The sequence below is a fragment of the Acinetobacter sp. CAU_H_S139_7 genome, from assembly GCF_058599305.1.
The window spans coordinates 2,013,557-2,037,497 of record NZ_CM178651.1 but is presented as its reverse complement, the minus strand read 5'-3'; the positions used below and the strand labels follow the sequence as shown (position 1 = coordinate 2,037,497).

Sequence of the window (23,941 nt, the reverse complement as noted above, 5' to 3'; positions counted from 1 at the left end):
TAAGCATCTAAAAAATTGATATAGCGTTTATTTTTAGTTCGAAATGACAAAGTAACGGGTTCTGATTCAAAGTTTATGGGTGCGTATCATGAGATTTTGTGCTTTGGTTATATCTAATTGTAAAACAATAGTTTGTTTGAGTCTTTTTTGGCTTGGGTGTTAAGTGGGTAAATAAAAATGCTCAAAATAAGCATCAGAAAATAATCGATAATCTGTAGTAATTCATGAATAATTTAAAAAGGTGAATAAAATTCACCATGAATGTTTAATTGTATGTAAAAAATACAAATGTATCTTGTGATGTGTTTGATCCTCAAGGATAACGGTTTGTTCTGATTAGTGAATAGGGTGGCTGAGCTTTGTTTTTAAAAGCTGATGATTCTATCGTGTAGGATTTGAACTGGAGAAAAGCGAGAGAGACATTTCTGAGTGAAATTGTTGTGATTTTAGGCAATGCCCGCATTTATTAGACATTGATGATGAATAAATAGCGAAATATTGTCCATTAGGCTTTACCCATTCCTCTTTTTTTAAGACAATACACCTATCTTTGAATTCTATTCATCTTACTCTTTAAATCATTTGTTTGGACTCTGACCTATGACAACCCCGCTTAACGAACGTCGTATTGCAAACGCAATTCGTGTATTGGCAATGGATGCTGTGCAAAAAGCAAACTCTGGACATCCAGGTGCGCCAATGGGGATGGCTGATATCGCTGATGTGGTATGGCGTGAGTTTTTTAACCATAACCCGACTAACCCTCAATGGGCGAACCGTGACCGTTTTGTACTATCAAATGGTCATGGCTCTATGCTGCAATATGCGTTATTGCACCTTACGGGCTATGATTTATCAATTGAAGATTTAAAAGCATTCCGTCAACTGCACTCTAAAACGCCGGGTCACCCAGAATTAGGTTATGCACCAGGTATTGAAACGACAACTGGCCCGCTTGGTCAGGGGATTGCAAACGCAGTTGGTTTTGCTCTAGCTGAAAAAACCTTAGCAGCGCAGTTCAACAAAGATGAGATGAGCGTTGTTGATCATTTCACTTACTGTTTCTTAGGTGATGGCTGTTTAATGGAAGGTGTTTCTCACGAAGCATGTTCACTTGCAGGCACACTAGGTCTAGGTAAACTGATTGCTTACTATGACGACAACGGTATTTCGATTGATGGTGAAGTAGAAGGTTGGTTCTCTGACGATACAGAGCAACGTTTCTTGGCTTATGGTTGGCAAGTACTTAAAGCTGATGGTCATGATGCAGATGCATTACGTGCTGCGACTTTGCAAGCAAAAGCTGAAACGAAAAAACCAACGATCATCATCTGTAAAACGATTATTGGTCTAGGTTCGCCAAATAAGCAAGGTAAAGAAGACTGTCACGGTGCGCCGTTAGGTAATGACGAAATCGCATTAACACGTGAAGCATTGGGCTGGACTGAAGGTCCATTTGAAATTCCTGCTGACGTTTATGCAGCATGGGATGCAAAAGCAAAAGGGACGGCTTCTGAAGCAGCTTGGAATGAATTATTTGCTCAATATGCAGCAAAATATCCAACTGAAGCAGCTGAATTGAAACGTCGCCTTTCAGGTGAATTGCCAGCTGAATTCCTTGCTCAAGCAGATGCGTTTATTGCTGACACCAATGCAAAAGCGGAAACCATTGCTACGCGTAAAGCAAGCCAAAACACATTACAAGCATTTGGTCCATTATTGCCTGAACTATTAGGCGGTTCTGCGGACTTGGCTGGTTCTAACTTAACACTTTGGAAAGGTTGCCAAGGCGTTCAGGACAATCCTGCAGGTAACTACGTACACTATGGCGTACGTGAGTTTGGTATGACTGCAATTGCAAACGGTGTTGCACTTCACGGTGGTTTCATTCCTTATGTTGCAACATTCCTCATGTTTATGGAATATGCGCGTAATGCAGTACGTATGTCTGCATTGATGAAACAACGTGTAATCCATGTATATACACATGACTCAATTGGTTTGGGTGAAGATGGTCCAACGCACCAACCTGTAGAGCAAATTGCGTCTTTACGTGGTACACCAAACTTAAATACTTGGCGTCCATGTGATACAGTTGAAGCCGCTGTGTCTTGGAAATCTGCACTTGTACGCTCAGAAGGCCCAACTGCGTTGATCTTCTCTCGTCAAAACCTACCATTCCAAACACGTACAGATGCACAAATTGCAAATGTAGCGAAAGGTGGTTATGTATTGGCTGAAGAAAAAGGCGAATTAAAAGCGATTATTATTGCGACAGGTTCTGAAGTATCTTTAGCGATGGAGGCGCACGCACAACTTGAAGGTGTGCGTGTCGTGTCTATGCCATGTGCAGAAGAATTTGTGAAGCAAGATGCAGCATACCGTGAAGCGGTTCTTCCATCAAACATTCGTGCACGTGTTGCTGTTGAAGCAGCACATGTAGACTACTGGTGGAAGTTTGTAGGTTTAGACGGTCGTGTAATTGGTATGACGACTTATGGTGAATCTGCACCTGCGAAAGACTTATACCAATACTTCGGTATTACCACTGAAGCAGTTGTTGCTGCGGTAAAAGAATTGACAGCTTAATTTTTAAAAATTGACTGTTTGAAGGACGCTCCAGTTTAGGGGCGTCTTTTATTTTGAATGGTGTATATAATATGCAAGCTGCTGCTGAACTAGCTGCATAAATTTTAGGTGATGATATGAGCTTGTACGATCAAATTCATGATGAAGTTGTATTGATGGATGCGGGCGAACAGAAGTGGATTGGACCAGATCTACCTTTGGAAGCGATGGTTGCTGTTGAACTGTTATTGCAAGATTTAGCAGAAGATAAGCAAATTAAGATCCGTCGTAAAAACCATGAAAAGCAGACAGGTATGAAGTTAATTGATCGGATTCTGATTGAAAAACTATGATGGTTGTCACGTCTAAAAGAAGTCTTATTGAAGCGATTCAATAAGGCTTTTTCTTTGTGGTGATTTTAGCTTAAATATAAGCCTTACAAAAATAAATAGTACTTTGAGAGCCAAATGGAAGTACGAAATATTCAAATTGTGCCACTGACAGAAATCGATCAGTCGATCTGGGTTACACTATGGCAAGCTTATCAGGCATTTTATCAGGTTGATTTATTGGAACAGATATCTGAAAACACGTGGCATAAACTGACTGATTCTAAGCGTGAATATAGTCAAATCATTATAAAACAAATACAAATAAGTCGATGAATTATTTAGAGTTTTCTTATAATAATGTATGGATAATAAAGTAGTTTGACTATATATGTATGGTTTGCTGCACTTATATAGCAGGTCGGCTTGTAGGCATTGTGGATGTGATAGAGCATGATAGTACGCATACTTACAAGATGTGTTTACCCATGAGGACTATCATGGGCTAGGAATTGCAAGAGCTTTAATCGAACACGTCAAAATGCATACCGAAAAGCGAGCCTGTGATCGGGTTTATTGGCTCACCCATCAGGACAATTTGGTCGCACAACAACTTTATAATAAAGTCGTGAAGAAGACGGGTTTTATTCAATATCAGGTGTAGGTAAGTCGCTACATTTAAAAACAATTATATCGTTCTAAAGTTGCAACATATCGTTTTATCTTTATAGATGTATTCGTTGTAGAACTCTATAGACTAAGCAGTATTCCAATGTGAGATAAAAACATGAACTTTAAAGCTTTAACAATCGGTTTGGCTGTTGCAACTGCGACTACTGCTATGGCGAAACCTGTGGCATATCAAATTGACCCTACACATACAGCAACAGTTTTCACATGGAGCCACTTTGGTTTTTCAACTCCATCTGCTAACTTCAGCGACATTCAGGGTGTAATTAATGTTGATAATGCAAAACCTGCAAATTCATCGGTGAATGTAACGATTCCTTTATCTAGCTTAAACACCAACGTAAAAGCTTTAGATGAGCACTTGCAAGGCGGGGATTTCTTTGATGCAGCAAAATATCCAAAGATCACTTTCAAGAGTACAAAAGTACAAGCGGTTGGTGCAAACAAATACAAAATCACAGGTGATTTAACCATTAAAAATGTGACAAAGCCTGTCGTTTTAGATGCCGTGTTGAATAAGCAAGGTGAGCACCCAATGACCAAAGCACAGTCAATTGGTTTCAATGCAACCACTTCATTTGACCGTTCTGCTTTTGGTGTAGGCGCATACGTGCCAAACGTGGGTGATAAAATCACTGTGAATATCACCACTGAAGCATCAGTTCCACAGCCTAAAGCTGTTGCAAAATAAGCGATATCTACCAAAAAAGCACCTCATAGAGGTGCTTTTTTGTGGCTGCTGTGAACTTAAAATTTAGAGCAAAATACGCATTGAGCGGATTATGGCTGAATTATTAAACCAGTGCTTTTAAATACGCTGCCAAAACTTGTCCAGAGACATGTTCTAGGTGAGCTGCAAAGCGTTGGTTGTCTGCACGCAGTGCTGGAATGTTGATGTTCGCTTGACGAAGTTCAGCAGTATGCCCAATTAGCCATTTTTCTAAACCATCCGCTGCGACTTCAGGATGGAACTGTAAGCCTAGAATATTTTTGCCTACACGAAAAGCTTGGTTGGGATAAACTTCTGAGCTGGCCAACAGTTCAGCTTGAGCAGGAAGTTCAAAGGTGTCGCCATGCCAATGTAGCACTTCAGTTCCTACCAGTGTTTGTAGAGGGTTATGTTCAACGATATTGAGCTGTAACTGACTCCAGCCAATTTCTTTGCTATGACCTGCATATACTTTTGCACCGAGTGCATGTGCAATTAATTGTGCACCTAAGCAAATCCCTAAAGTGGGTAAATTCTTTTCTAAACGAACTTTGAGTAAGTCTATTTCTTGTTGTAAGAAAGGGTAATCTTCAGTTTCATATACCCCAATCGGTCCACCTAAAATGACGGTTAGACCTGTGTAGTTCAATGCTTTAGCTAAATCATCTTTGCCGGCTTCAAAATATCGTACCCGATAACCCAATTGATATAACACATCTTCCCATGCGCCCAAATCTTCAAAAGCAAGATGCTGAATCGCGTAAATGGTATCGGGTAGTGTCGTCATAGTTGGCTCGTTCACAGGGGTTAAAGGAGTTTAAAAATGTACAGGGAAATGCGTAGAAGTTGAAGGCAATAAATCAGAAAATATGTAGAAAAACTATAAATTCAATCCAAGATTTTACTTGAGCTGTAGCATGTTTTTAATCATCCATTTGCTTGAGCTTAAAATTTCTCGTTGTAGATGTTCATCCGCCATGCTGCGTGCCATGACGATTGCGCCGACCAGTTGACACAGTACCGCCCAAGCTTGTGTTTCACTGCCTAGATGTTGTGTAAAGAGTGCGTGACCACGAAGCATTTCCTGTTGAAAACACAGTTTTGTTGTTTCACTACTACGTGCTACCTCGGCTGCAAGAGAGGGAATAACACAGCCTTGATCTGGGCGTTGCACATGAGACAGCGCTAAATAACGTTCAATTTCGAAGTCAATCCACTCTTCGAGGTTGTCATGCGGATTGGCTTGCCATGCTTGAAAGCTGTGTTGCAACTCGGACTGGATCAGTGCTTCAAATAATTCATGTTTTGATGAAAAATGCGAATAAAAAGCACCGCTGGTCATTTGAGCCGCTTTCATAAAACCGTCGACACCAGTATTGGCAAAGCCTTGCTTCTTGGCCAGTTGAGCACTGATTTTAAGCAGTTCTTGACGTTTTTCTTCTTTATAGCCTGTTTTATAGCGCATAGGAGTTTCATCAAAATAAAATTGACTGACGCTAAAAACTATAACATAGTGATCGTTATGATAACGATCGTTATTTTATGAAGGGAGTGTATTTATGGATGAATTACAGCCAGAACAGCAGTTGCAAAAGACTGATGCTAAAAAGAAAGTCGCGTTAGTGATTGGCGCAGGAGATGCTACAGGGGGTGAAATTGCGAAACGGTTTGCACGTGGTGGATACATCACCTGCATGACGCGAAGAAATGCCGAAAAACTCCAGCCCTTAATTGCAGAGATAGAAGCTGAAGGTGGCCTTGCATATGGCTTTGCGTCGGATGCACGTAAAGAAGATCAAGTCATCGCTTTGGTAGAAGAAATTGAAGCCAATATTGGTGAAATCGATGTTTTAGTGTTTAACATTGGGGCGAATGTGCCATGTAGTATTTTAGAAGAAACTGCACGTAAGTATTTTAAAATTTGGGAAATGGCATGTTTCGGCGCGTTCTTGACAGGGCGTGAAGTGGCGAAGCGTATGCTCGTGCGTGAACATGGGAGCATTATTTTCACGGGTGCAACCGCAGGCATAAGAGGTGCAGCAAACTTTGCCGCTTTTGCAGGGGCGAAACATGCACTGCGTGCTTTAGCGCAAAGTATGGCACGTGAGCTTGGCCCGAAAAATATTCATGTGGCACACGTGGTGGTGGATGGGGCAATTGATACCGATTTTATTAAAGACACTTTTCCTGAGATGTACGCGCGCAAAGAACAGGATGGCATATTAAATCCCGTGCATATTGCAGAAAATTATTGGCATTTGTCGCAGCAACCGCGCGATGCATGGACGCATGAGTTAGATTTAAGACCTTGGATGGAAACGTGGTAAAAGGACAAAGCATGAAAAGCGTAGAATTTTATTTTGATTTGGGCAGCCCATATAGCTATTTGGCCTACTATCGTTTACTGCAAATAGCAGAGCAGCAAGAGATTCAGATTGTGTATAAGCCTATTTTATTAGGCGGGGTGTTTAAAGCAACAGGTAATCGTAGTCCGATAGAGATTCCTGTCAAAGGGGTTTATTCAATCTTAGATATGCAGCGCTGGGCGGAGTATTACCATATCCCAATGCAAATGAATCCGCATTTTCCAATGAACACTTTAACCCTAATGCGCATTTTGACAGGCGTTCAATTGTTGCATCTAGAAAAGTTTGAGCAAGTTTTAAAACTTTTATTCGATGCGATGTTTGGTACACCACAAAATCTGAATGAACCTACTGTCTTGGCAGAAGTGCTAGAACCAAGTGGCTTTTCTGTAGAAGATATTATGAGTATGGTTCAGTCGGATGTGGTGAAACAAAAACTGATCACTGAAACAGAACAGGCCATTCAACGTGGCATTTTCGGCGCACCGACATTCTTTGTGGGTGATGAAATGTATTGGGGCCAAGATCGCCTACATTTTGTAGAACAAGCGCTGAATAAAGCAAGCTAAAAAAACTAAATCAACATAACATGCTATTTAAGATCAGCCGTAAAATCACGGCTGATCTGCTTCAAATTAAAATAATCGTTTAGGCGTATGTTCCGTGTCTAGACTGACCATTTCATGTTCATCTTTTAAGTCTACACCTGAGTAGCCGAGTTTCTTAGAGCCACGCATCAAAGACATTAGTCGTTGTACTGCAACAGGAATGCTTAAGCCTGCAGGTCGAACATTTGAAATACAGTTGCGTTTAGCATCCAAAGTGCCTGAGGCTGCTTTCCATGTATAGTAAATGCCCATACTATCAGGTGAACTCAGACCGGGCCTTTCGCCAATCAGCATCACGAGCATAGTCGCCTGTAGGCACTCTGCAACTGGATCACCCAAAGCGACTCGGCTTCCAGTAGCAATCACCATCGGTGCAATGCTCCAGTGTTTCGCTTGCAGCTGCGGGATAAGGTGCTGAATAAAAGGCACTGCATTTTCTTCAATCGCCCGTGCAGATAGTCCATCACCAATCACAATGCAGACATCATAGTTTTGCGGGTTGCTGGCTTTAAAAACCTCTAAGCCATGTTGTGAAGCTGGACTTAACAGGCGACCTAAGTCAGGACGTTTTAAGTATTCTTGTTTGTTTTCAGTTTGACTGTGTACCGTCAGACTATCCAAACCTAGTGTATTAAAACTCGCAACTAAGTGTTCGACATCTAAAGCTTGATGTACCGCATCTTGTGCTTCCGCATGCGCCAGTTGAAATTTCAGCAGTTCATGGGTTGGGATGCTACAACCAGCACGACCAATGGCGATACGAGCATCGGTAAATTTCTTTAAATTTTCCCAAACATCCTGATGCTGTTCAGATTGATAGTTTTCTAGAGGAACAAGTGACATAAGTTGCTCCTTATATATGCAAAAGTTTTTCAAATTGTGGCGGGATATGTTCCGGCCAGAGAATGTGCTGCTGCTGTTGTTTAAAGATGCCTTGTTCCGCCAACCACAGATCAAACTCAGGTGCGGCTTTTAAGCCTAAAAGTTGCCTTAAATACAGCGCATCATGAAATGACGTGGTTTGATAGTTCAGCATGACGTCATCCGAACCCGGAATGCCCATAATAAAGTTCAAACCTGCTGCACCGAAAAGGGTGAGTAGTACATCCATGTCATTTTGGTCGGCATCGGCATGGTTGGTATAGCAAATGTCGCAGCCCATAGGTAAGCCTAGGAGCTTGCCACAAAAATGGTCTTCCAAGCCTGCACGGATAATTTGTTTACCATTGTATAAATACTCTGGGCCAATAAACCCAACCACAGTATTTACCAGTAGTGGGTTAAATTTACGAGCCACAGCATAGGCACGGACTTCTAAGGTTTGTTGATCTACACCGTGATGTGCATTACTAGATAAAGCACTGCCTTGACCTGTTTCAAAATACATCACATTTTGTCCCACAGTCCCACGCTTGAGAGCCAGTGTCGCTTCATAGCCTTCACGCACTAATTCGAGGTTAATGCCGAAACCTTCATTGGCACGCTGTGTGCCTGCAATCGATTGAAACATCAAATCAATCGGCACATTTTTTTCAGCCAGTTGAATCCCCGAACTGATATGCGTCAGTACACAAGACTGGGTTGGAATGTGATGCTCTTGGATCACATGATCGAGTAGTTTGAGCAGCTCCGATAAATTTTGTAGGTTATCGGTTGCAGGATTAATCCCAATGACAGCATCACCATTGCCATACATCAAGCCATCCAAAATACTGGCCGATATACCCAAGAGATCATCGGTCGGATGATTCGGTTGTAAACGGGTCGAGAGATGACCTTTTAAACCAATGGTGTTGCGAAATTGGGTGATGACTTCACATTTACTTGCCACCAAGATGAGGTCTTGATTGCGCATAATTTTACTCACCGCAGCCACCATTTCAGGGGTTAAACCGAGCGCAAGTTGTTGTAATTTCTGCGTAGTCGCATCTTCACTGAGTAGCCAGTTACGAAAGTCTCCTACGGTAAAATGTGAAATTGGTGCAAATAAATCACTACGGTGCTCATCGATAATCAGGCGGGTTATTTCATCCTGTTCATAGCTGATCAGCACTTCAGTTAAAAACTGCTTCAATGGAACATCGGCCAGTGCCATTTGTGCAGCAACACGTTCCGTGGCATTTTCCGCTGCAACACCTGCAAGTTGATCACCTGAGCGCAGCGGGGTTGCTTTCGCCATTAAAGTTTTTAAATCATTAAACACATAGTGCTGATGTCCAATCAACGTTTTATAAGCCATGTCATAGGTCCTTCTATAAGTCTTGTTCGGCCTTGCGAATACTTTCAAATTCTTCTTCAGGCGTACCTTGAACGAGTCGATGACGACTATGGAAAATAAAGTAGGCAATAAAGACCGCATAAATAGTGGCAGCCATAAACCAAACTTTAGGATCCACCACAAAACCAGCTATCACCGCAATACTGGCTAAAATCAAAGCAATTGATGAGGTGACAATCCCACCTGGGGTTTTATAGGGACGATGCAACTCTGGACGGCTGATGCGCAGTTTAATGTGAGAAAGCATCATCAAGACATAAGAAATAGTCGCACCAAATACCGCCATCAGGATGAGCAGATCACCTTCACCTGTTAGGGACAATAAAAAACCAATGATGCCGGGAATAATAATCGCTAAATAGGGCGCTTTGTTTTTATTGGTCAGTGATAACGAGGTCGGTAAATACCCCCCACGGGATAAGGCGAAAATTTGACGTGAATAGGCATAGATGATGGAGAAGAAACTTGCAATTAAACCTGCTAGACCGACAAAGTTAACAAAACTGCCTAACCAGCTGTTTTGACCATAGACTGCTACCAGTGCATCAACTAAGGGTGCGCCTGATTCTTTAAGTTGTTCTGCGCCAGCAGCACCAGCACCTAAGAACAGAATAAGTAGGGCAAAAGCGGCTAAAATCAGCATTGAACCGATCAAACCACGCGGTAATGATTTGGATGGATCTTTGGCTTCTTCTGCTGCCAGTGGTACACCTTCCACTGCTAAAAAGAACCAAATCGCATAGGGCACCGCAGCCCAAATGCCGATATAACCCATCGGTAGGAAGCTACTTGCTCCGATATTTTCAGTTGGTGCAATGTTAAATAAGTTGGCGCTATTAAAATGTGGTGCCATTGCGATGATAAAGACAAAAAGAGCGACGGCTGCAATGGCGGTAATGACAAACATGATCTTGAGGGCTTCACCTGCACCTTTAAGATGAATACCCATAAAAACCAGATAGCAGATGAGATAAATGATCCATCCACCGACACCAAATAAGGACTCGCAGTAGGCACCAATAAAGCATGCGATGGCTGCAGGGGCGATGGCATATTCAATTAAAATCGCCGTGCCAGTGAGATAGCCGCCAAATGGACCAAATGCGGTACGCGCAAAGCTATAGCCACCGCCCGCAGTGGGCAGCATGGTGGCCATTTCAGACATCGACAGGCACATGCATAAATACATGATGGCTACGACAACCGTTGCGATAAACATACCGCCCCAGCCACCTTGAGCAAGACCGAAGTTCCAGCCAGCAAAGTCGCCTGAAATGACATACGCTACGCCTAAACCGACTAATAATAGCCAGCCTACAGCACCTTGTTTCAGTTGCCTTTTTTCAAAATAGTCGTCAGATGTGCTTACTGTTGAAGTAGAGAGCGGAGTCGTTGAGCTGTTAATGGGAGAATCGGTCATGTGAAGCTCCATATCTTAAGTTTTATAGATGGCTTGATGGATGCAATATTTATGCAATTTCAGTACCAAGCGACTAGACGTCCTGTCTAATATTTATATGACACAGTTTTGAATTATTGTTTTGATGTTTGATGTTTGATGTTTGATGTTTGATGTTTGATGTTTGATGTTTGATGTTTGATGTTTGATGTTTGATGTTTGATGTTTGATGTTTGATGTTTGATGTTTGATGTTTGATGTTTGATGGAGAAATGTTTAGGGTAACGAATCACCCTAAACACATAGAGAACTGTATACGAATAAGCTAAGTGCTTAGAAGAAGCCCATAGGCTTGGTTGCATAGCTCACAAGTAAGTTTTTAGTTTGTTGATAATGTTCTAACATCATCTTGTGGTTTTCACGACCAATCCCTGACTTTTTATAGCCACCGAAAGCGGCATGTGCAGGGTAGATGTGGTAACAGTTGGTCCAAACGCGACCCGATTGAATTGCACGACCTGCGCGGTAAGAGGTATGTGCTGAACGTGACCATACACCAGCGCCTAAACCATAAATAGTGTCGTTGGCAATTTTAATTGCATCGTCAAAGTCTTTGAATGTTGCCACTGAAAGTACAGGCCCAAAAATTTCTTCTTGGAAAATTTTCATGTCATTGGTGCCTTTGAAAATGGTTGGTTCAATATAGAAACCAGAACCCACTTCATTACGCTCACTACCACCTGTTAGTACTTGTGCACCTTCACCGCGACCTGTTGCGATACAACCCAAGATTTTCTCTTGTTGTTCAAGTGAAGCTTGCGCACCAATCATCGTTTCTGTATCGAGCGGGTGACCCGTTTTAATGCGTTTTACACGTTCAACTGCCATTTCAAGGAATTTATCTGCAATGCTTTCTTGAACTAAAGCGCGCGATGGGCACGTACAGATTTCACCTTGGTTAAGCGCAAACATAGCAAAGCCTTCGAGTGCTTTGTCTAGGTAGTCGTCATCTTGCGCCATAACATCTTCAAAGAAAATATTTGGAGATTTACCACCAAGCTCCAAAGTCACTGGAATGATGTTTTCAGTGGCGTATTGCATGATCAATTGACCGACCTGAGTCGAACCTGTGAATGCAATTTTGGCAATACGTGGATTGGTTGCCAATGGGCGACCAACTTCTACGCCGTAACCATTGACTACGTTTAGTACGCCTGCAGGCAATAAATCTTGAATGAGTTCAATTAAAACCAAAATGCTCGCAGGGGTTTGTTCTGCAGGTTTAAGTACAATACAGTTACCCGCAGCCAAAGCAGGAGCAATTTTCCATGTTGCCATCAAAATTGGGAAGTTCCATGGAATGATTTGTCCTACCACGCCTAATGGTTCATGGAAGTGATAGGCAATGGTATCTTCATCAATTTCAGAAATGCCACCTTCTTGCGCACGGATACAACCTGCGAAATAGCGGAAATGGTCAATGGCTAAAGGAATGTCCGCTGCAAGTGTTTCACGAATCGGTTTACCGTTATCCCATGTTTCAGCCACAGCCAATTTTTCTAGATTTTGTTCTAGACGATCTGCAATTTTAAGGAGTAAATTTGAACGTGTAGTAGGAGAAGATTTGTTCCATTGTTCTTTGGCTTTATGCGCAGCATCAAGTGCAAGTTCGATGTCTTCTACAGATGAGCGAGGGACTTTTGTAAAAACTTTACCGTCGACAGGAGAGATATTTTCAAAGTATTCACCTTTTACTGGAGCAACCCACTCGCCACCAATAAAGTTGTCATACTGTGCTTTAAATTCTACTTTAGAACCAGATTGGTTAGGGTCTACATAGCGCATATTGAAGTTCCTTTGCTTATTGATTTTTTAAAAGCATCTACAGCTTTGGTATAAGGTACATCTGTACAATATTTAAGTAGCATAACTAATATAAGGTTGGAAAAAGGTTGGAAGGAAGGAGGTTTACACGGCTTTGACAAATGTTTACAACCAAGTAATACAGTGGACGTATATCAGGAATTGTTTTGAGTATAAGGAATGATGGCAATGCAACATTTAATACAGAAAAGACAAGAAATAGAAAAGCTTAGAACCAGTAGCAGTATTTCGACGGTACAAGCTGAACAATTGGGAAAAAGTATTGCAAGTTCATGGCAGCGCTCTAACTCCGCAGAAATTCCAAAAGATCGCTTTGCTGCGCCCATTTCTGAGGGTTCCATGTCACAAGGTTCAGCGTTGCAACATGCTTTGAGTTATTGTGCAGATGAACTGAGACATATTGCACAACAGTCGTCTATGGTGGTGGCTGTAGGCGATATTGGTAGTACCATTATTTGGAGTGCGTCCAGTAGACAAATGCGTAATGCGGCAGAAAGTGTACATTTTGTTGAAGGTGGACAGTGGCGAGAGGAATTGGTGGGGACCAATGCATTGGCCTTGTCCTTAAAAACTCAACAGTCCAGTTGTGTCTTTTCAAATGAACACTACATGAGCTCCATCCATGATTGGGTCTGTTATGCTGCACCAATCATTGACCCTTACTCAAAACACGTCCTTGGGGTGATTGATTTATCCACCACATGGAAAAATCATAATAGCCTTGGTCTACTCGCAGCAGAGCGCTGTGCATCTATCATCCAAACGGCACTGTTAGAATATCAGCGCCAACAATTATATATCCGTGCTTTTGGTGTACCACAAGTACATTTTAATGGCAAAGTGATGGTCCTCACACCGCGACAAATTGAAATTTTGACCATCTTGGCGTTGTGCCCACAGGGTATGACTTTAGATACTTTGCATCAGGCCTTATATGGTGAGCGCAAGGTGAGTGTGGGAACACTTAAGGCCGAAATGTCACAACTGCGTGACTTGCTTGGTGGCATGTTGGGATCTCGTCCCTATCGAATTTTGGCGCATATTGAGGCCGATTTTTTACAAGCCGAGCAGGCCTTAGATGCTGCCTATATTGAGACCGCATTGAAGCTGTGTTCAGGTGTTTTACTGCCTAAAACAGAAAGTCCATTTCTATGTGCATGGCGCGACTGCTTGGAGTCACGTTTAAGCAGTGCGATTTTTAAAGCCAATGAAACCGATATGTTGTTTAAACATGTCGCACGTTACCCAGAGGCGATTGATGCCGTTGAGCGACTCATTGAGCTGACTCCGGATGGACATCCTGCGCATCAGCTACTTGAGAAATATAAAATTTAAAAATTATGAATTGTTTTGGAAAGGTGTAGTTACACTATTTTTTGCTCGAGCCACTGGAACAGCTCAGCATAAACTTCAGCACGAACTTCAGGTGCAGAGAGGACTAAGTCGTGTAAACCATTTTGAATGGTCACGACACTGACGTCACCTTGTAAATTTTTAGCCTGCTTTTCAATGTCTTTAACATCTAAAATCACATCACTGGTTTGCGCGGCTACGCCCCATTTCTTTGGGTTAAGCGTTTGATGTGAATGCATGATGAGTGCAGGGACGGAGAGCTTCAAACCACCACGATGAATTTCTTTCTGTGCTTCATGGATTGCACGTACAAAGCTGATCCGAACCATAGAATAGCGTGGTTGTTTCCACTTCAAATCAAAGTTCCATTCACCATGCTCATTTTGATGTAGGCTCGGTACATACCATTTATTCAGTTCACTTGGAAACTTGAGGTCAGGAAAATGCTTTGCGAGTCGACTGAGCTGCGGCACGCCAAGTTTGCGCTTAATGGGATGCATATTAAAATCATAAAAAGGGCTATTGGCCCAAAGTGCTTTGATCAGCGGATGCTTAGGATTGTGCGCAGCGTATAAAGTCGTGATTAAGCCACCGGTAGAGTGTCCTGCAAGCAGCACCGCAGTATGGCCTTCATTGCCAATGGTCTCTAAGGCTTGGGTAATCTCAGCATCATATTCGTTGAGATCACGGACGTTATAATATTTTTGATGGCTCAAGTGAGAACGACCATATTTTCTTAAATCGAGCGCATAAAAATCATAACCATGCTGATTAAATTGTTCAGCCATTTCGGTTTGGAAAAAGTAGTCAATAAAACCATGGATATACAGCACAGCTTTTTGAGTATTTTGCGGTGCTTTTTTGCGTACGAGGGTTGCGCATACAGCACCTTCATAATCGTCTGGAAAACTGAGTTTTAATTGTTCATAGCCTTCACCGAGGACATCAGTTGTATACGCAGGATGAGTCTGAGTTGCTGACATAATTTGCTCTGGTTGTTATTGTCATGAGTTTTCTTATCCTTGATGAAGTGCAAAACTTTGTCAACCACAAATAAAAAAAGACAATTTAAGTGCACAGGTAAGCAAGGATTAGGCTTACCTGAATGAAACAGTATGGACGTCTGTTTCATTCCACTTAAATTGTCAAAGCAAACAAAAAGTTAAGAAGAGAACTTAGACCGCTGCTTTAAAATCGACCACTGAAGCACTAGATGTGAGTGCAGCTTTGAAGATGTCGACCACTTGAGCATGGTTTGCTTTACGTGGGTTCGTCAGCATGCAGGCATCTTTTTGCGCATTTTCAGACATAACACCCAAATCTTGCTCTTTCACACCCAGTTCAGACAAGCTCGATGGAATACCAATCGATGCAGATAGTTCACGAATTGCGTCAATTGCAGCATATCCAGCTTCTGTCACAGTTAAACCTGTGGTGTTAACTCCCATCAGTTCAGCAATTCGTGCATAACGGTCAGGGCAGGCAATTAAGTTGAACTCACAGACGTGTGGAAGTAGGACTGCATTACATACGCCGTGAGGTAGGTTATAGAAGCCGCCGAGTTGATGTGCCATTGCATGGACATAACCTAGAGATGCATTATTAAATGCCATACCTGCTAAATATTGTGCATAACTCATGGCATCACGTGCTTCTAAGTTTTCGCCGTTCGCAACTGCTGGACTTAACCATTCGCTAATCATTGAAATAGCTTTTTCAGCACAGGCATCAGTGATTGGGTTTGCGGCTGTTGAAACATAAGCTTCTACTGCATGGGTTAAAGCATCCATACCTGTTGCTGCTGTTAAGCTTGCAGGTTTTGCAATCATCAGTTTAGGGTCATCAATTGCAATTAGTGGAGTGCAGCGCCAGTCTACAATTGCCATTTTTACATGGGTATCTGTATTGGTAATAATACAGAAGCGTGTCATTTCTGACGCTGTACCTGCCGTGGTGTTGATGGCAATAAGAGGGGTCATTGGAACCGTACTTTTATCGATCCCTTCGTAGTCACGAATATGACCGCCGCCCGCAGTCACAAGTCCAATACCTTTAGCGCAGTCATGCGAAGAACCACCACCTAAGGACACAATAAAGTCACAACCTTGTTCGTTATACGCAGTCACGCCGTTGTGGACATTGATGTCAGTTGGGTTCGGTTCTGCACCTGGGAAGATGTGGCTATCAACACCTGCATCTTTGAGATATCCTGCAATGGTGTCGGCTACGCCAAATTTAAATAAACCTGCGTCAGTCACAATTAGTGCTTTCTTTGCACCGAGGTTTTGTGCTTTACCACCAATTTCTTTGGCACAGCCTGGGCCAAAAAGTGAAACACAAGGGATATAAAAACCGTTCGTTTGATCTGCAATATTTTTAAAAGCCATGGTGCGATTCCTTCTACCATTATTTATGTTGTTATCGGTGCTCATTACCGTTTTTAGAGTATTGAATGATTCAAAAAACTTGTGTACCTACCAAATACCTACCATGAGTAAGGGAATGAGGAGAAATGGCTTCACCGAACAGAATGGCTATCGATAAAAGGCATAGCCTGTGGTTCAGGATTTGTTTATATTGGTTTTGAAGTTGTGGTGAAAATAGCCAAGTTCAAAGAGGGCCAGCCGTGGAGCAAAATGATAAGCTTAAGCAATATCAAAGTCTTGCTATACAGTTAAGACAAGTTTTTCCGAGTATTCAGCAGCTTTATCACGAGCAATTCGCTTTTCTTTCCACACTCAATGTGCAAAACGTTTTAAGTGTCGACGTAAAAACACAACGGATCCAAATTTTAAATCATTGTTTTCATATTCAGTTTTATGCGCCAGCTGAACAGGCGGAGCTGTGTGTCCCGCAGTTTATTTATCAAGGACACTATGCAGAAGCGCTCGAAGAATTTTGTTTACACGACATTGTGTTTTTAGTGGGTGATCAGTCCCCACAACATTCTTTGTATTTGCGCAATAAAGTTAAACAGCTGCGTCAGCTGATTCTTCAACAAGTGTTTGTTTTGTTCGATGGACCGAGTCGCGTGCACATGATTTTGCCTGAAATACGGGAAACACAATCAGAACTCTTTCAACAGTTATGCCAGCAAGTTGAATTCAATACAGCTGATCCAGCTTCTGAGCGAAGTTTGCTGGCCGAGTTGCAGCGCTTATGCAACTTAGATGTAGATCAGGCGGAAGATATTTTACCGCTACAGTCTTTGATGAGTAGTTATGACGAGCTGTGTTGTAGTGCTAGTCAACTCTTAGATCCGTATGTTTATCGCATTGTACAAACGGCATTTCCTGAACGGTTTTCTTTACAAGAGTTGGTGGATCATACGCATGACATTCACTTGTTATATCCGCATGCTAAAGAGCAGCCCAATATGCTTGGCTTTGTGCGGCTTATGCATCGAGATTTTTGGACATCGCGTGATTTGTTGGCAAAGCGGCATTTTTTAAAAACTGAGACCAAGACATGGCAAAAGAAGGTCGCCAAGCTCCCGATTTTTGATGAAAGCCGTACCGTAAATTGGTTATTCAAACAAAAAGCGGTGGTGACAGACTGGGTTAGTCAAAATATTCAGCACAGTAGTATACGCGTTGCCGTAACGGCTTTAAGTTATCTCGATACTCAGTCTTATCATCCTGAGATTATTGTCACGACTTTAAAGTACTTCCAACATGTTGCGGCTCGCTTATTTATACAAAGTTGCTATGAGTATGCCTTACAACAGCACTGGTTTGAGCTGGAGGCCAACCAGCATGTGGTCTTAAAAAATAGACGCCAAGATATGGATGATCAGCGGATAGCGATCAGCCCGTCTATTTTGTATTTAGATGAATGGCTCGAACTGCTGCGCCGTGTGGTCGAACAACAGCCCGAATGGGGGAAACGGGTCTACACAAAATTAAGTCGTGTAATGCAGGCCTATATTCAGCATCTAGATAAAATTGCGCAGAAACTTCCTGAAGACTTAGTGGTTTATTTTAGCGAAGACAAGCAACAACACCGTGATTTTTATCTTCAGTTAAAGCAACATAAATTGCATATTGAAAGCTTTAGACAGTCGTTTTATTTAAATCGGCCTCCTTTACGAGTTTCGGTGTTTGATGCTTATGTGCGCGATTATTTGCCTGAACATTTTGAGACGCAAAAGGAGGTTTTAAAAAATGTCACATGGAAGAGCCTATTTCATCAGGCTGTGCAGTGGCATGATCAGTTGCATAGCCAAGAGTTACTTGCGGAACTGAAACGAAAGCTTGGTTATGTCTCATGGCAACCGATCAGCCATGAAGCTTATTATTTTATTGAGAGTTGGGTGTTTGAGGAGCTTAAAGATATTGATCGCATCATTGCTGAGTCACGTCGCTTTCAACATTGCTTAGCAGCCAGTTTTGCTGAGCGAATCATTGTACGTGAATATGCTGCATTTCATATGAGTCATACCGACGCACAGCGGCATTTGACGCTCGGTTGTCACTATATTGCAGGACAACTGTTATTTGATCAGCTTGAATATCCAAATAACCAAAAAGCACTACCCGATGATGTTGTCGTCGCTGAACAATTCATTGCCATGCTGAATCAAACCCAATAACCCAGCTCTTAAAAATTAAACAACAATGGACCTAATTTGTCGCACATCATTTACTGTGTGACGAGATCTGCTTAACTTTTTAGCAAAAACTCGGTAGGCTATAGCCGTTCATTAATGGTATAGGTCTTATGAAGCAAGAAACTGCACTCAAACTCTTAAAAGCGGGCGAAAATGTCTTTTTAACCGGTTCCGCTGGTGCAGGAAAAACCTATACGCTGAACCAATACATTAACTATTTAAAAGCTCGTAAAGTGCCTGTGGCGATTACAGCTTCTACAGGTATTGCCGCAACGCATATGAATGGGATGACAATTCATACTTGGGCTGGCATTGGAATTAAAGATGCGTTGGGGGAAGATGAACTCAAACGCATGAAAGAACGTAAATACTTAAAAGAGCATTTAGAAAATGCCCAAGTCTTAATCATCGATGAAATTTCGATGTTACATGCTAAGCAACTCAATTTGGTCAATAAAGTCCTTAAGTTCTTTAAAGAAAGTGAAGAGCCGTTTGGCGGGATTCAAGTGATTGTTGCCGGTGATTTCTTCCAGTTACCGCCAGTCGGTAAAAATGAAGAACGCAATCGCGATAAATTCTGTTTTATGTCTGATGCTTGGGTGGAAGCCAAGTTTCGTGTGTGCTATTTGACCGAGCAGCACCGTCAGGGCAATGATTATCTCAATGATATTCTAAATGCTATTCGCAGTCAGAGTATTAACTCTGAGCACTTGCAGGCTTTACAAGCCACACGTCAGCAAGATATTGGGGAAATCTTTACACGTTTATATACGCATAATATGGATGTGGACACCATCAATTTCAAACATTTGAATGAAATTGAAAATGAAGGTCGCCAGTTTGAAGCGGTGTGTGATGGCAATGACAAGCTTATTGAAACCTTAAAGTCTTCTGTGCGTGCACCTGAAAACCTAACCCTCAAGAAAAATGCCAAAGTGATGTTTGTAAAGAACAACTTCGATGTGGGCTATATCAACGGTAGCTTAGGCGAAGTAGTGGGCTTTGAAGAAGATGATGACTTTGGGATCTTGCCGAAGGTCAAACTGACTGATGGTACGGTACTGGTGGTTGAGCCTGAAACTTGGTCAGTGGACAATGATGCAGGCAAAACCATTGCCAGTTTTCAGCAAATTCCATTGCGTTTGGCATGGGCTATCACTATTCACAAGTCACAAGGGATGACTTTAGCGGCAGCAGAAATTAATCTTAGTCATACTTTTGAAAAAGGACAGGGCTATGTGGCTTTGTCGCGCTTAAAGACTTTGGAAGGTTTAAGGTTGTTAGGTTTTAATGAACAAGCGTTGGAGTTAGATAGTCTTGCCATTAAGGCAGACCGCCGCTTCCAAGAACTGTCCGATGAAGCCGAAACACATTTTGAGGCCATTGATCTTGAACCACAGCACAAGGCCTTTATTCGTCACTGCGGTGGAACGCTCAATGAAATTGAGATTGAACGTAATGAAAAGAAAATTGCCCGTAATGCAGGTAAAGCCAACTATGCTTCTGCAACACTCGATGAAACACGTGAGTTGTTTGAAGGTGGTTATGAAATTGCAGATATCGCACAAGAGCGCGGTTTAACGGCAGCAACCATTATCAACCATTTGGCAAAGTTGCATAAAGAGCAGGGCTTGGATATTTCCGTGGCACATCCTGGAGAAGAAGTAGTTGAGCAAGTGCGGAAAATTTATAAACGCTTAATGAAGCGTCAGCAAACAGAACACTTTAGCGAAGATGGTGTGATCAAGCTTCGTCCTATTGTGGAACTGACCAATCCACGTATGGGCTATGACCAAGTTCGCTTAGCACTGTTATATATTGAATAACATCTTAAAACTAGGGCATTTCGTGCAGAAATTTCTTACTTACTTTGCTGTTAAGTTCGGTTAAACTGAATTTTAAGGGATAAGAATAACTTAGAATCGTAATGAAATTGACAGCTTGGTACATGTTACGCAAATTTGTTTATAACAATTTACATAATGAAGACTATGAGACACCCTTAAGCCGAGGGCTGAACTATTTCCTCATTGTACTGATTATGAGTAATGCTGCTGCTGTGCTGTTGGAGTCGGTACAGAAGTACTATGTGTTGTATCAAGACTTTTTTTATTATTTTGAAATCTTCTCGATCATCGTTTTTACGATTGAATATCTCTTACGTTTTTGGTCAGTTGCTGAAGCTAATAGTTTTGAGTCGGATTGGAAAAACCGCCTAAATTGGGTCAAAAGTGGTGGAGCGATTATCGACCTTTTGGCTATTCTACCTGCGTATTTAAACTTCTTTGTTCAGTTCGACTTACGATTCTTAAGAATTGTTCGTTTGCTTCGACTTCTCAAGCTCACCCGCTACTTTGTGTCTCTACAAATTTTATTACGTGTCATTGAGCGCGAAAAAGGCTCATTTCAAGCGGTTATTTTCATCTTAATGATTATGATCATTATGGCGGCTGCAGGGGTGTATTTGATTGAAAGTCAGGCACAACCTGAAGTTTTCAGCTCCATTCCAGCTTCAATGTGGTGGGCCGTAGTTACACTGACCACCGTGGGTTATGGCGATGTGACACCTATTACGCCGTTAGGACGTTTTCTTGGTGCGATTATTACCATTTTAGGGGTAGGTTTGGCCGCGTTGCCTGCCGGTATTTTGGCGAATGGTTTAGCCAATGAACTGGAGCAACGTAAAGAAAAACTTGAACTTAGATTTCGAGAATTAATCCAAAATAGCGATATTGATTTTGTCTTAGAGACAGAAAAAATTGAAGAAGTTCGTAAAGAAGTTGGGCTGACCAAAGAGCAAACAGACGATATTATTTTACAGCTCATTCGTGAACAAAAAGAAGAATCTTTAAGGCAAGAGCGTGAGCAATATGCCTATTGTCCACACTGCGGGAAGAAACTACCTGAATGATTATGCCAGTCAGTTCAGGAGTTTCGTATTTAACTTCTTAATGCGGATGACGTTATCGCGTATCGAATAAAACCTAGAATTTAAAAAAATGCCAGTAAGATTCTTAACGGCTTGATATTAATCTAAATGATGGATTGTAAAAGCGTGCATAACAATACGATTGAATTTTTATGCACGCTTATTGTTTTTATATAAAAGTCATTTATAGGGGGTTAACAAGTCTGGTTTGCATCATTTTTACATGCGGATATCGACTTTTTCTCATGCTGAAAAGCCAACAATAAAATCATCAGCCCACCCAAACTTAGTAAAACTCCGACCCAGATTGGAGCTAACCAACCAAAACCTTGGCTAATTAACCAGCCGCCCAGGAAGGCACCAAAAGCATTGGCAATATTAAATGCAGAGTGATTCAGTGAAGCTGCTAAGCCTTGTGCATTACCAGCGACATCCATTAAGCGGGTTTGTAGTAAAGGCCCCAAGCCTGCAATACTGAAGCTGACCAAGAAGAGTGCAATAAAAGCAGTGGCAAGGTGATCCATAGACAGGGCACAAAGTACATAAGAGCAGGCATTGGAAACTAAGACCCAAATAATCGCCTTGTTTAAGTTTTTATCGGCAAAGTGTCCTGCGACGACACCACCAATGACCAACCCGAGCCCAATACATGCCAGTGCAAATGGAATGACTTGAATGCTGGCATGGGTATATTCAGTCAAAATAGGCGATACATAACTATAGACAGAAAACAGCCCACCAAATCCAATTGCACCGACAGCAAGTGTGAGCCACATTTGTGTATTTTTAAGTCCACGCAGTTCATTTTGAATGCTGGCTGTGTGATCCAGTTGCATTTTGGGTAGGCCAAAACAAATTGCGACCACGGTTAAAAATGCGATAGATGCAGAAAACTCAAAACCTGCCCGCCAACCATACAGCTGACCCAGCCATGTCGCAAAAGGCACACCAATCACGGTCGCGACATTCAGCCCCATCATGAGCATGGCGATTGCCGAAGCACGTTTTTGTTTTCCTGCAAATTCTGCAACCACCAAAGCGGCAATACCAAAGTAAGCGCCGTGAGGGAAACCTGCAATAAAACGTGATATCAGCATAGACTCATAGCTGTTTGCGAGAGCTGTACTGGCATTGGCGATACCATAAAATAGCATGAGACCAATTAAGAGCGTTTTACGCGGAACCTTTGCGGCCAAAATGGCAATCACAGGTGCGCCAATAGTCACACCTAAAGCATAGGCACTAATAAAATGCCCTGTGACAGGAATGCTGAGATTGAAACTTTGTGAGATCTCTTGGATGAGTCCCATCGCAACGAATTCAGTCGTACCAATACAAAAACCACCGAGTGCTAATGTCAAAATAATGACAGATAAGTGGCTTGTGGGAGAGATGCTATTTTCTTGAGAGGACATAAATAGAGGAGAAAATGAAAAGTATTATACGTTCTTTATCACATGAAAATTTGGTTGTTCGAAAAAGTTATAAGTGAACTAAGCAAGCGTAATATTCATATGAACTCTGAAGGTTCTGCACGATGAATATTTATTCATAGCGCTATATTGAGTGGACATTCTATAAAAAGAAGTCAAATTTAAAGGCAGCAAATACAGATTAATTCGACCTAGCTTGAGAATTTGGATTTTTTTTGTATTCGCTAGGCTAGGGCTGTCCTGTACCAATGATTAGGGTAAGTAAACCAGCCGCAATGAGTGGGCCGACTGGAACGCCACGTAGTAAAGCCACTCCTGCAACGGTTCCGACCAGCAAGCCTGCAACAACATCGGGTTGGTTTGACATCAGTTTTACGCCGCGCCCACCTAGCCATGCTACCAAAACGCCAATAGCGATAGCAAGTAACGATTTGATACTTAAAAAAGATTTAAAAATACTTTCACCGCTAATTCTACCACTTGCAATAGGCACTAAAACTGCAATGGTTAAAATGATGATCCCGATATTCAATCCATGTTGTTGGATGAGTGGGAAGTATTCACTCAGTGGTGTCATCCGCAAAATAATGAGTACTGCCGCAGCAATGGTTACTGCAGAATTGTGACTAAAAATACCGCAAGCCAGTAGGATCAGGAGGACGATCAGGTTCAAATCTAAGTTCGGCATAGAGGGAGACTGGTCAAAAAAACATGTGCATTGTAACGTTTTTTTAGCCACTCTGCCGAATGAGCTGAGTCCTTTGATTGATGTTCCTGTATTTAAGT

Annotated in this window: 19 protein-coding genes and 1 pseudogene; 10 read left to right on the top strand and 10 right to left on the bottom strand. The window is 42.0% G+C overall.

Annotation, left to right across the window (positions count from 1 at the left end):
• The first annotated feature begins 600 nt into the window (after nucleotides 1-600).
• The 4 genes and pseudogenes from tkt (at nucleotide 601) to AC4MC0_RS09955 (ending at nucleotide 4,278) form a co-directional block, all read left to right on the top strand.
• A complete protein-coding gene (tkt, locus tag AC4MC0_RS09970; RefSeq protein ID WP_279045414.1) occupies nucleotides 601-2,589 on the top strand; it encodes a transketolase in 1,989 nt (662 codons plus the stop codon).
• A 116-nt stretch (nucleotides 2,590-2,705) separates the two neighbouring features.
• Nucleotides 2,706-2,921 (top strand): hypothetical protein, encoded by a 216-nt coding sequence (locus AC4MC0_RS09965; protein ID WP_004696769.1) that lies wholly within the window; start codon nucleotides 2,706-2,708, stop codon nucleotides 2,919-2,921.
• A gap of 114 nt (nucleotides 2,922-3,035) precedes the next feature.
• Nucleotides 3,036-3,561, top strand: a pseudogene (locus AC4MC0_RS09960) (GNAT family N-acetyltransferase).
• Between the two features lie 123 nt (nucleotides 3,562-3,684).
• Nucleotides 3,685-4,278, top strand: coding sequence for a YceI family protein (locus AC4MC0_RS09955; protein WP_279043778.1), 594 nt, complete (start codon nucleotides 3,685-3,687; stop codon nucleotides 4,276-4,278).
• Nucleotides 4,279-4,381: 103 nt separating this feature from the next.
• On the opposite strand, the gene AC4MC0_RS09950 is transcribed toward AC4MC0_RS09955, so the two are convergent.
• Together AC4MC0_RS09950 and AC4MC0_RS09945 are read right to left on the bottom strand one after the other, a co-directional pair.
• Nucleotides 4,382-5,083, bottom strand: coding sequence for a glutamine amidotransferase (locus tag AC4MC0_RS09950; RefSeq protein ID WP_279043779.1), 702 nt, complete (start codon nucleotides 5,081-5,083; stop codon nucleotides 4,382-4,384).
• Nucleotides 5,084-5,197: 114 nt separating this feature from the next.
• Nucleotides 5,198-5,761 (bottom strand): TetR/AcrR family transcriptional regulator, encoded by a 564-nt coding sequence (locus AC4MC0_RS09945; protein WP_195728038.1) that lies wholly within the window; start codon nucleotides 5,759-5,761, stop codon nucleotides 5,198-5,200.
• Nucleotides 5,762-5,855: 94 nt separating this feature from the next.
• Between AC4MC0_RS09945 and AC4MC0_RS09940 the strand changes: the two genes are divergently transcribed.
• On the top strand, nucleotides 5,856-6,623 hold the full coding sequence (locus AC4MC0_RS09940) for an SDR family oxidoreductase (protein ID WP_279043780.1): 768 nt from the start codon (nucleotides 5,856-5,858) through the stop codon (nucleotides 6,621-6,623).
• Nucleotides 6,624-6,634: 11 nt separating this feature from the next.
• Nucleotides 6,635-7,231: a 2-hydroxychromene-2-carboxylate isomerase gene (locus AC4MC0_RS09935; protein ID WP_279043781.1), complete on the top strand. Its 597-nt coding sequence runs from the start codon at nucleotides 6,635-6,637 to the stop codon at nucleotides 7,229-7,231.
• 66 nt (nucleotides 7,232-7,297) lie between these two features.
• On the opposite strand, the gene eutC is transcribed toward AC4MC0_RS09935, so the two are convergent.
• From eutC to exaC, 4 genes are all read right to left on the bottom strand, one after another.
• Nucleotides 7,298-8,113, bottom strand: a complete 816-nt coding sequence (gene eutC / locus AC4MC0_RS09930) for an ethanolamine ammonia-lyase subunit EutC (RefSeq protein ID WP_279043782.1) — start codon at nucleotides 8,111-8,113, stop codon at nucleotides 7,298-7,300.
• Between the two features lie 10 nt (nucleotides 8,114-8,123).
• Nucleotides 8,124-9,509: an ethanolamine ammonia-lyase subunit EutB gene (locus AC4MC0_RS09925; RefSeq protein WP_490737929.1), complete on the bottom strand. Its 1,386-nt coding sequence runs from the start codon at nucleotides 9,507-9,509 to the stop codon at nucleotides 8,124-8,126.
• 13 nt (nucleotides 9,510-9,522) lie between these two features.
• A complete protein-coding gene (gene eat / locus AC4MC0_RS09920; protein WP_490737928.1) occupies nucleotides 9,523-10,968 on the bottom strand; it encodes an ethanolamine permease in 1,446 nt (481 codons plus the stop codon).
• Between the two features lie 312 nt (nucleotides 10,969-11,280).
• Nucleotides 11,281-12,792 (bottom strand): acetaldehyde dehydrogenase ExaC, encoded by a 1,512-nt coding sequence (gene exaC, locus AC4MC0_RS09915; protein WP_078388662.1) that lies wholly within the window; start codon nucleotides 12,790-12,792, stop codon nucleotides 11,281-11,283.
• Nucleotides 12,793-12,990: 198 nt separating this feature from the next.
• Between exaC and AC4MC0_RS09910 the strand changes: the two genes are divergently transcribed.
• A complete protein-coding gene (locus AC4MC0_RS09910) occupies nucleotides 12,991-14,166 on the top strand; it encodes a helix-turn-helix domain-containing protein (RefSeq protein ID WP_010326873.1) in 1,176 nt (391 codons plus the stop codon).
• 29 nt (nucleotides 14,167-14,195) lie between these two features.
• Here the strand turns inward: AC4MC0_RS09910 and AC4MC0_RS09905 are convergent, their stop codons facing one another.
• Nucleotides 14,196-15,167, bottom strand: coding sequence for an alpha/beta hydrolase (locus tag AC4MC0_RS09905; protein ID WP_490737927.1), 972 nt, complete (start codon nucleotides 15,165-15,167; stop codon nucleotides 14,196-14,198).
• A 192-nt stretch (nucleotides 15,168-15,359) separates the two neighbouring features.
• Nucleotides 15,360-16,571: an iron-dependent methanol dehydrogenase gene (mdh, locus tag AC4MC0_RS09900; RefSeq protein ID WP_279740925.1), complete on the bottom strand. Its 1,212-nt coding sequence runs from the start codon at nucleotides 16,569-16,571 to the stop codon at nucleotides 15,360-15,362.
• A 239-nt stretch (nucleotides 16,572-16,810) separates the two neighbouring features.
• On the opposite strand from mdh, the gene AC4MC0_RS09895 reads away from it, so the two are divergent.
• From AC4MC0_RS09895 to AC4MC0_RS09885, 3 genes are all read left to right on the top strand, one after another.
• Entirely contained in the window at nucleotides 16,811-18,775 is a 1,965-nt protein-coding gene (locus tag AC4MC0_RS09895; RefSeq protein ID WP_335998194.1) for a hypothetical protein, read from the top strand.
• 128 nt (nucleotides 18,776-18,903) lie between these two features.
• The gene (locus tag AC4MC0_RS09890) at nucleotides 18,904-20,619 is read left to right on the top strand and encodes an AAA family ATPase (protein ID WP_178927914.1); all 1,716 of its coding nucleotides are present in this window, start codon (nucleotides 18,904-18,906) and stop codon (nucleotides 20,617-20,619) included.
• Between the two features lie 101 nt (nucleotides 20,620-20,720).
• Nucleotides 20,721-21,704, top strand: a complete 984-nt coding sequence (locus AC4MC0_RS09885; protein WP_279043788.1) for an ion transporter — start codon at nucleotides 20,721-20,723, stop codon at nucleotides 21,702-21,704.
• A gap of 212 nt (nucleotides 21,705-21,916) precedes the next feature.
• On the opposite strand, the gene AC4MC0_RS09880 is transcribed toward AC4MC0_RS09885, so the two are convergent.
• Both AC4MC0_RS09880 and AC4MC0_RS09875 read right to left on the bottom strand, forming a co-directional pair.
• Nucleotides 21,917-23,137, bottom strand: coding sequence for an MFS transporter (locus AC4MC0_RS09880; RefSeq protein ID WP_490737926.1), 1,221 nt, complete (start codon nucleotides 23,135-23,137; stop codon nucleotides 21,917-21,919).
• Between the two features lie 247 nt (nucleotides 23,138-23,384).
• Nucleotides 23,385-23,843, bottom strand: coding sequence for a DUF441 domain-containing protein (locus AC4MC0_RS09875; RefSeq protein ID WP_062032888.1), 459 nt, complete (start codon nucleotides 23,841-23,843; stop codon nucleotides 23,385-23,387).
• Nucleotides 23,844-23,941: the final 98 nt, after the last annotated feature.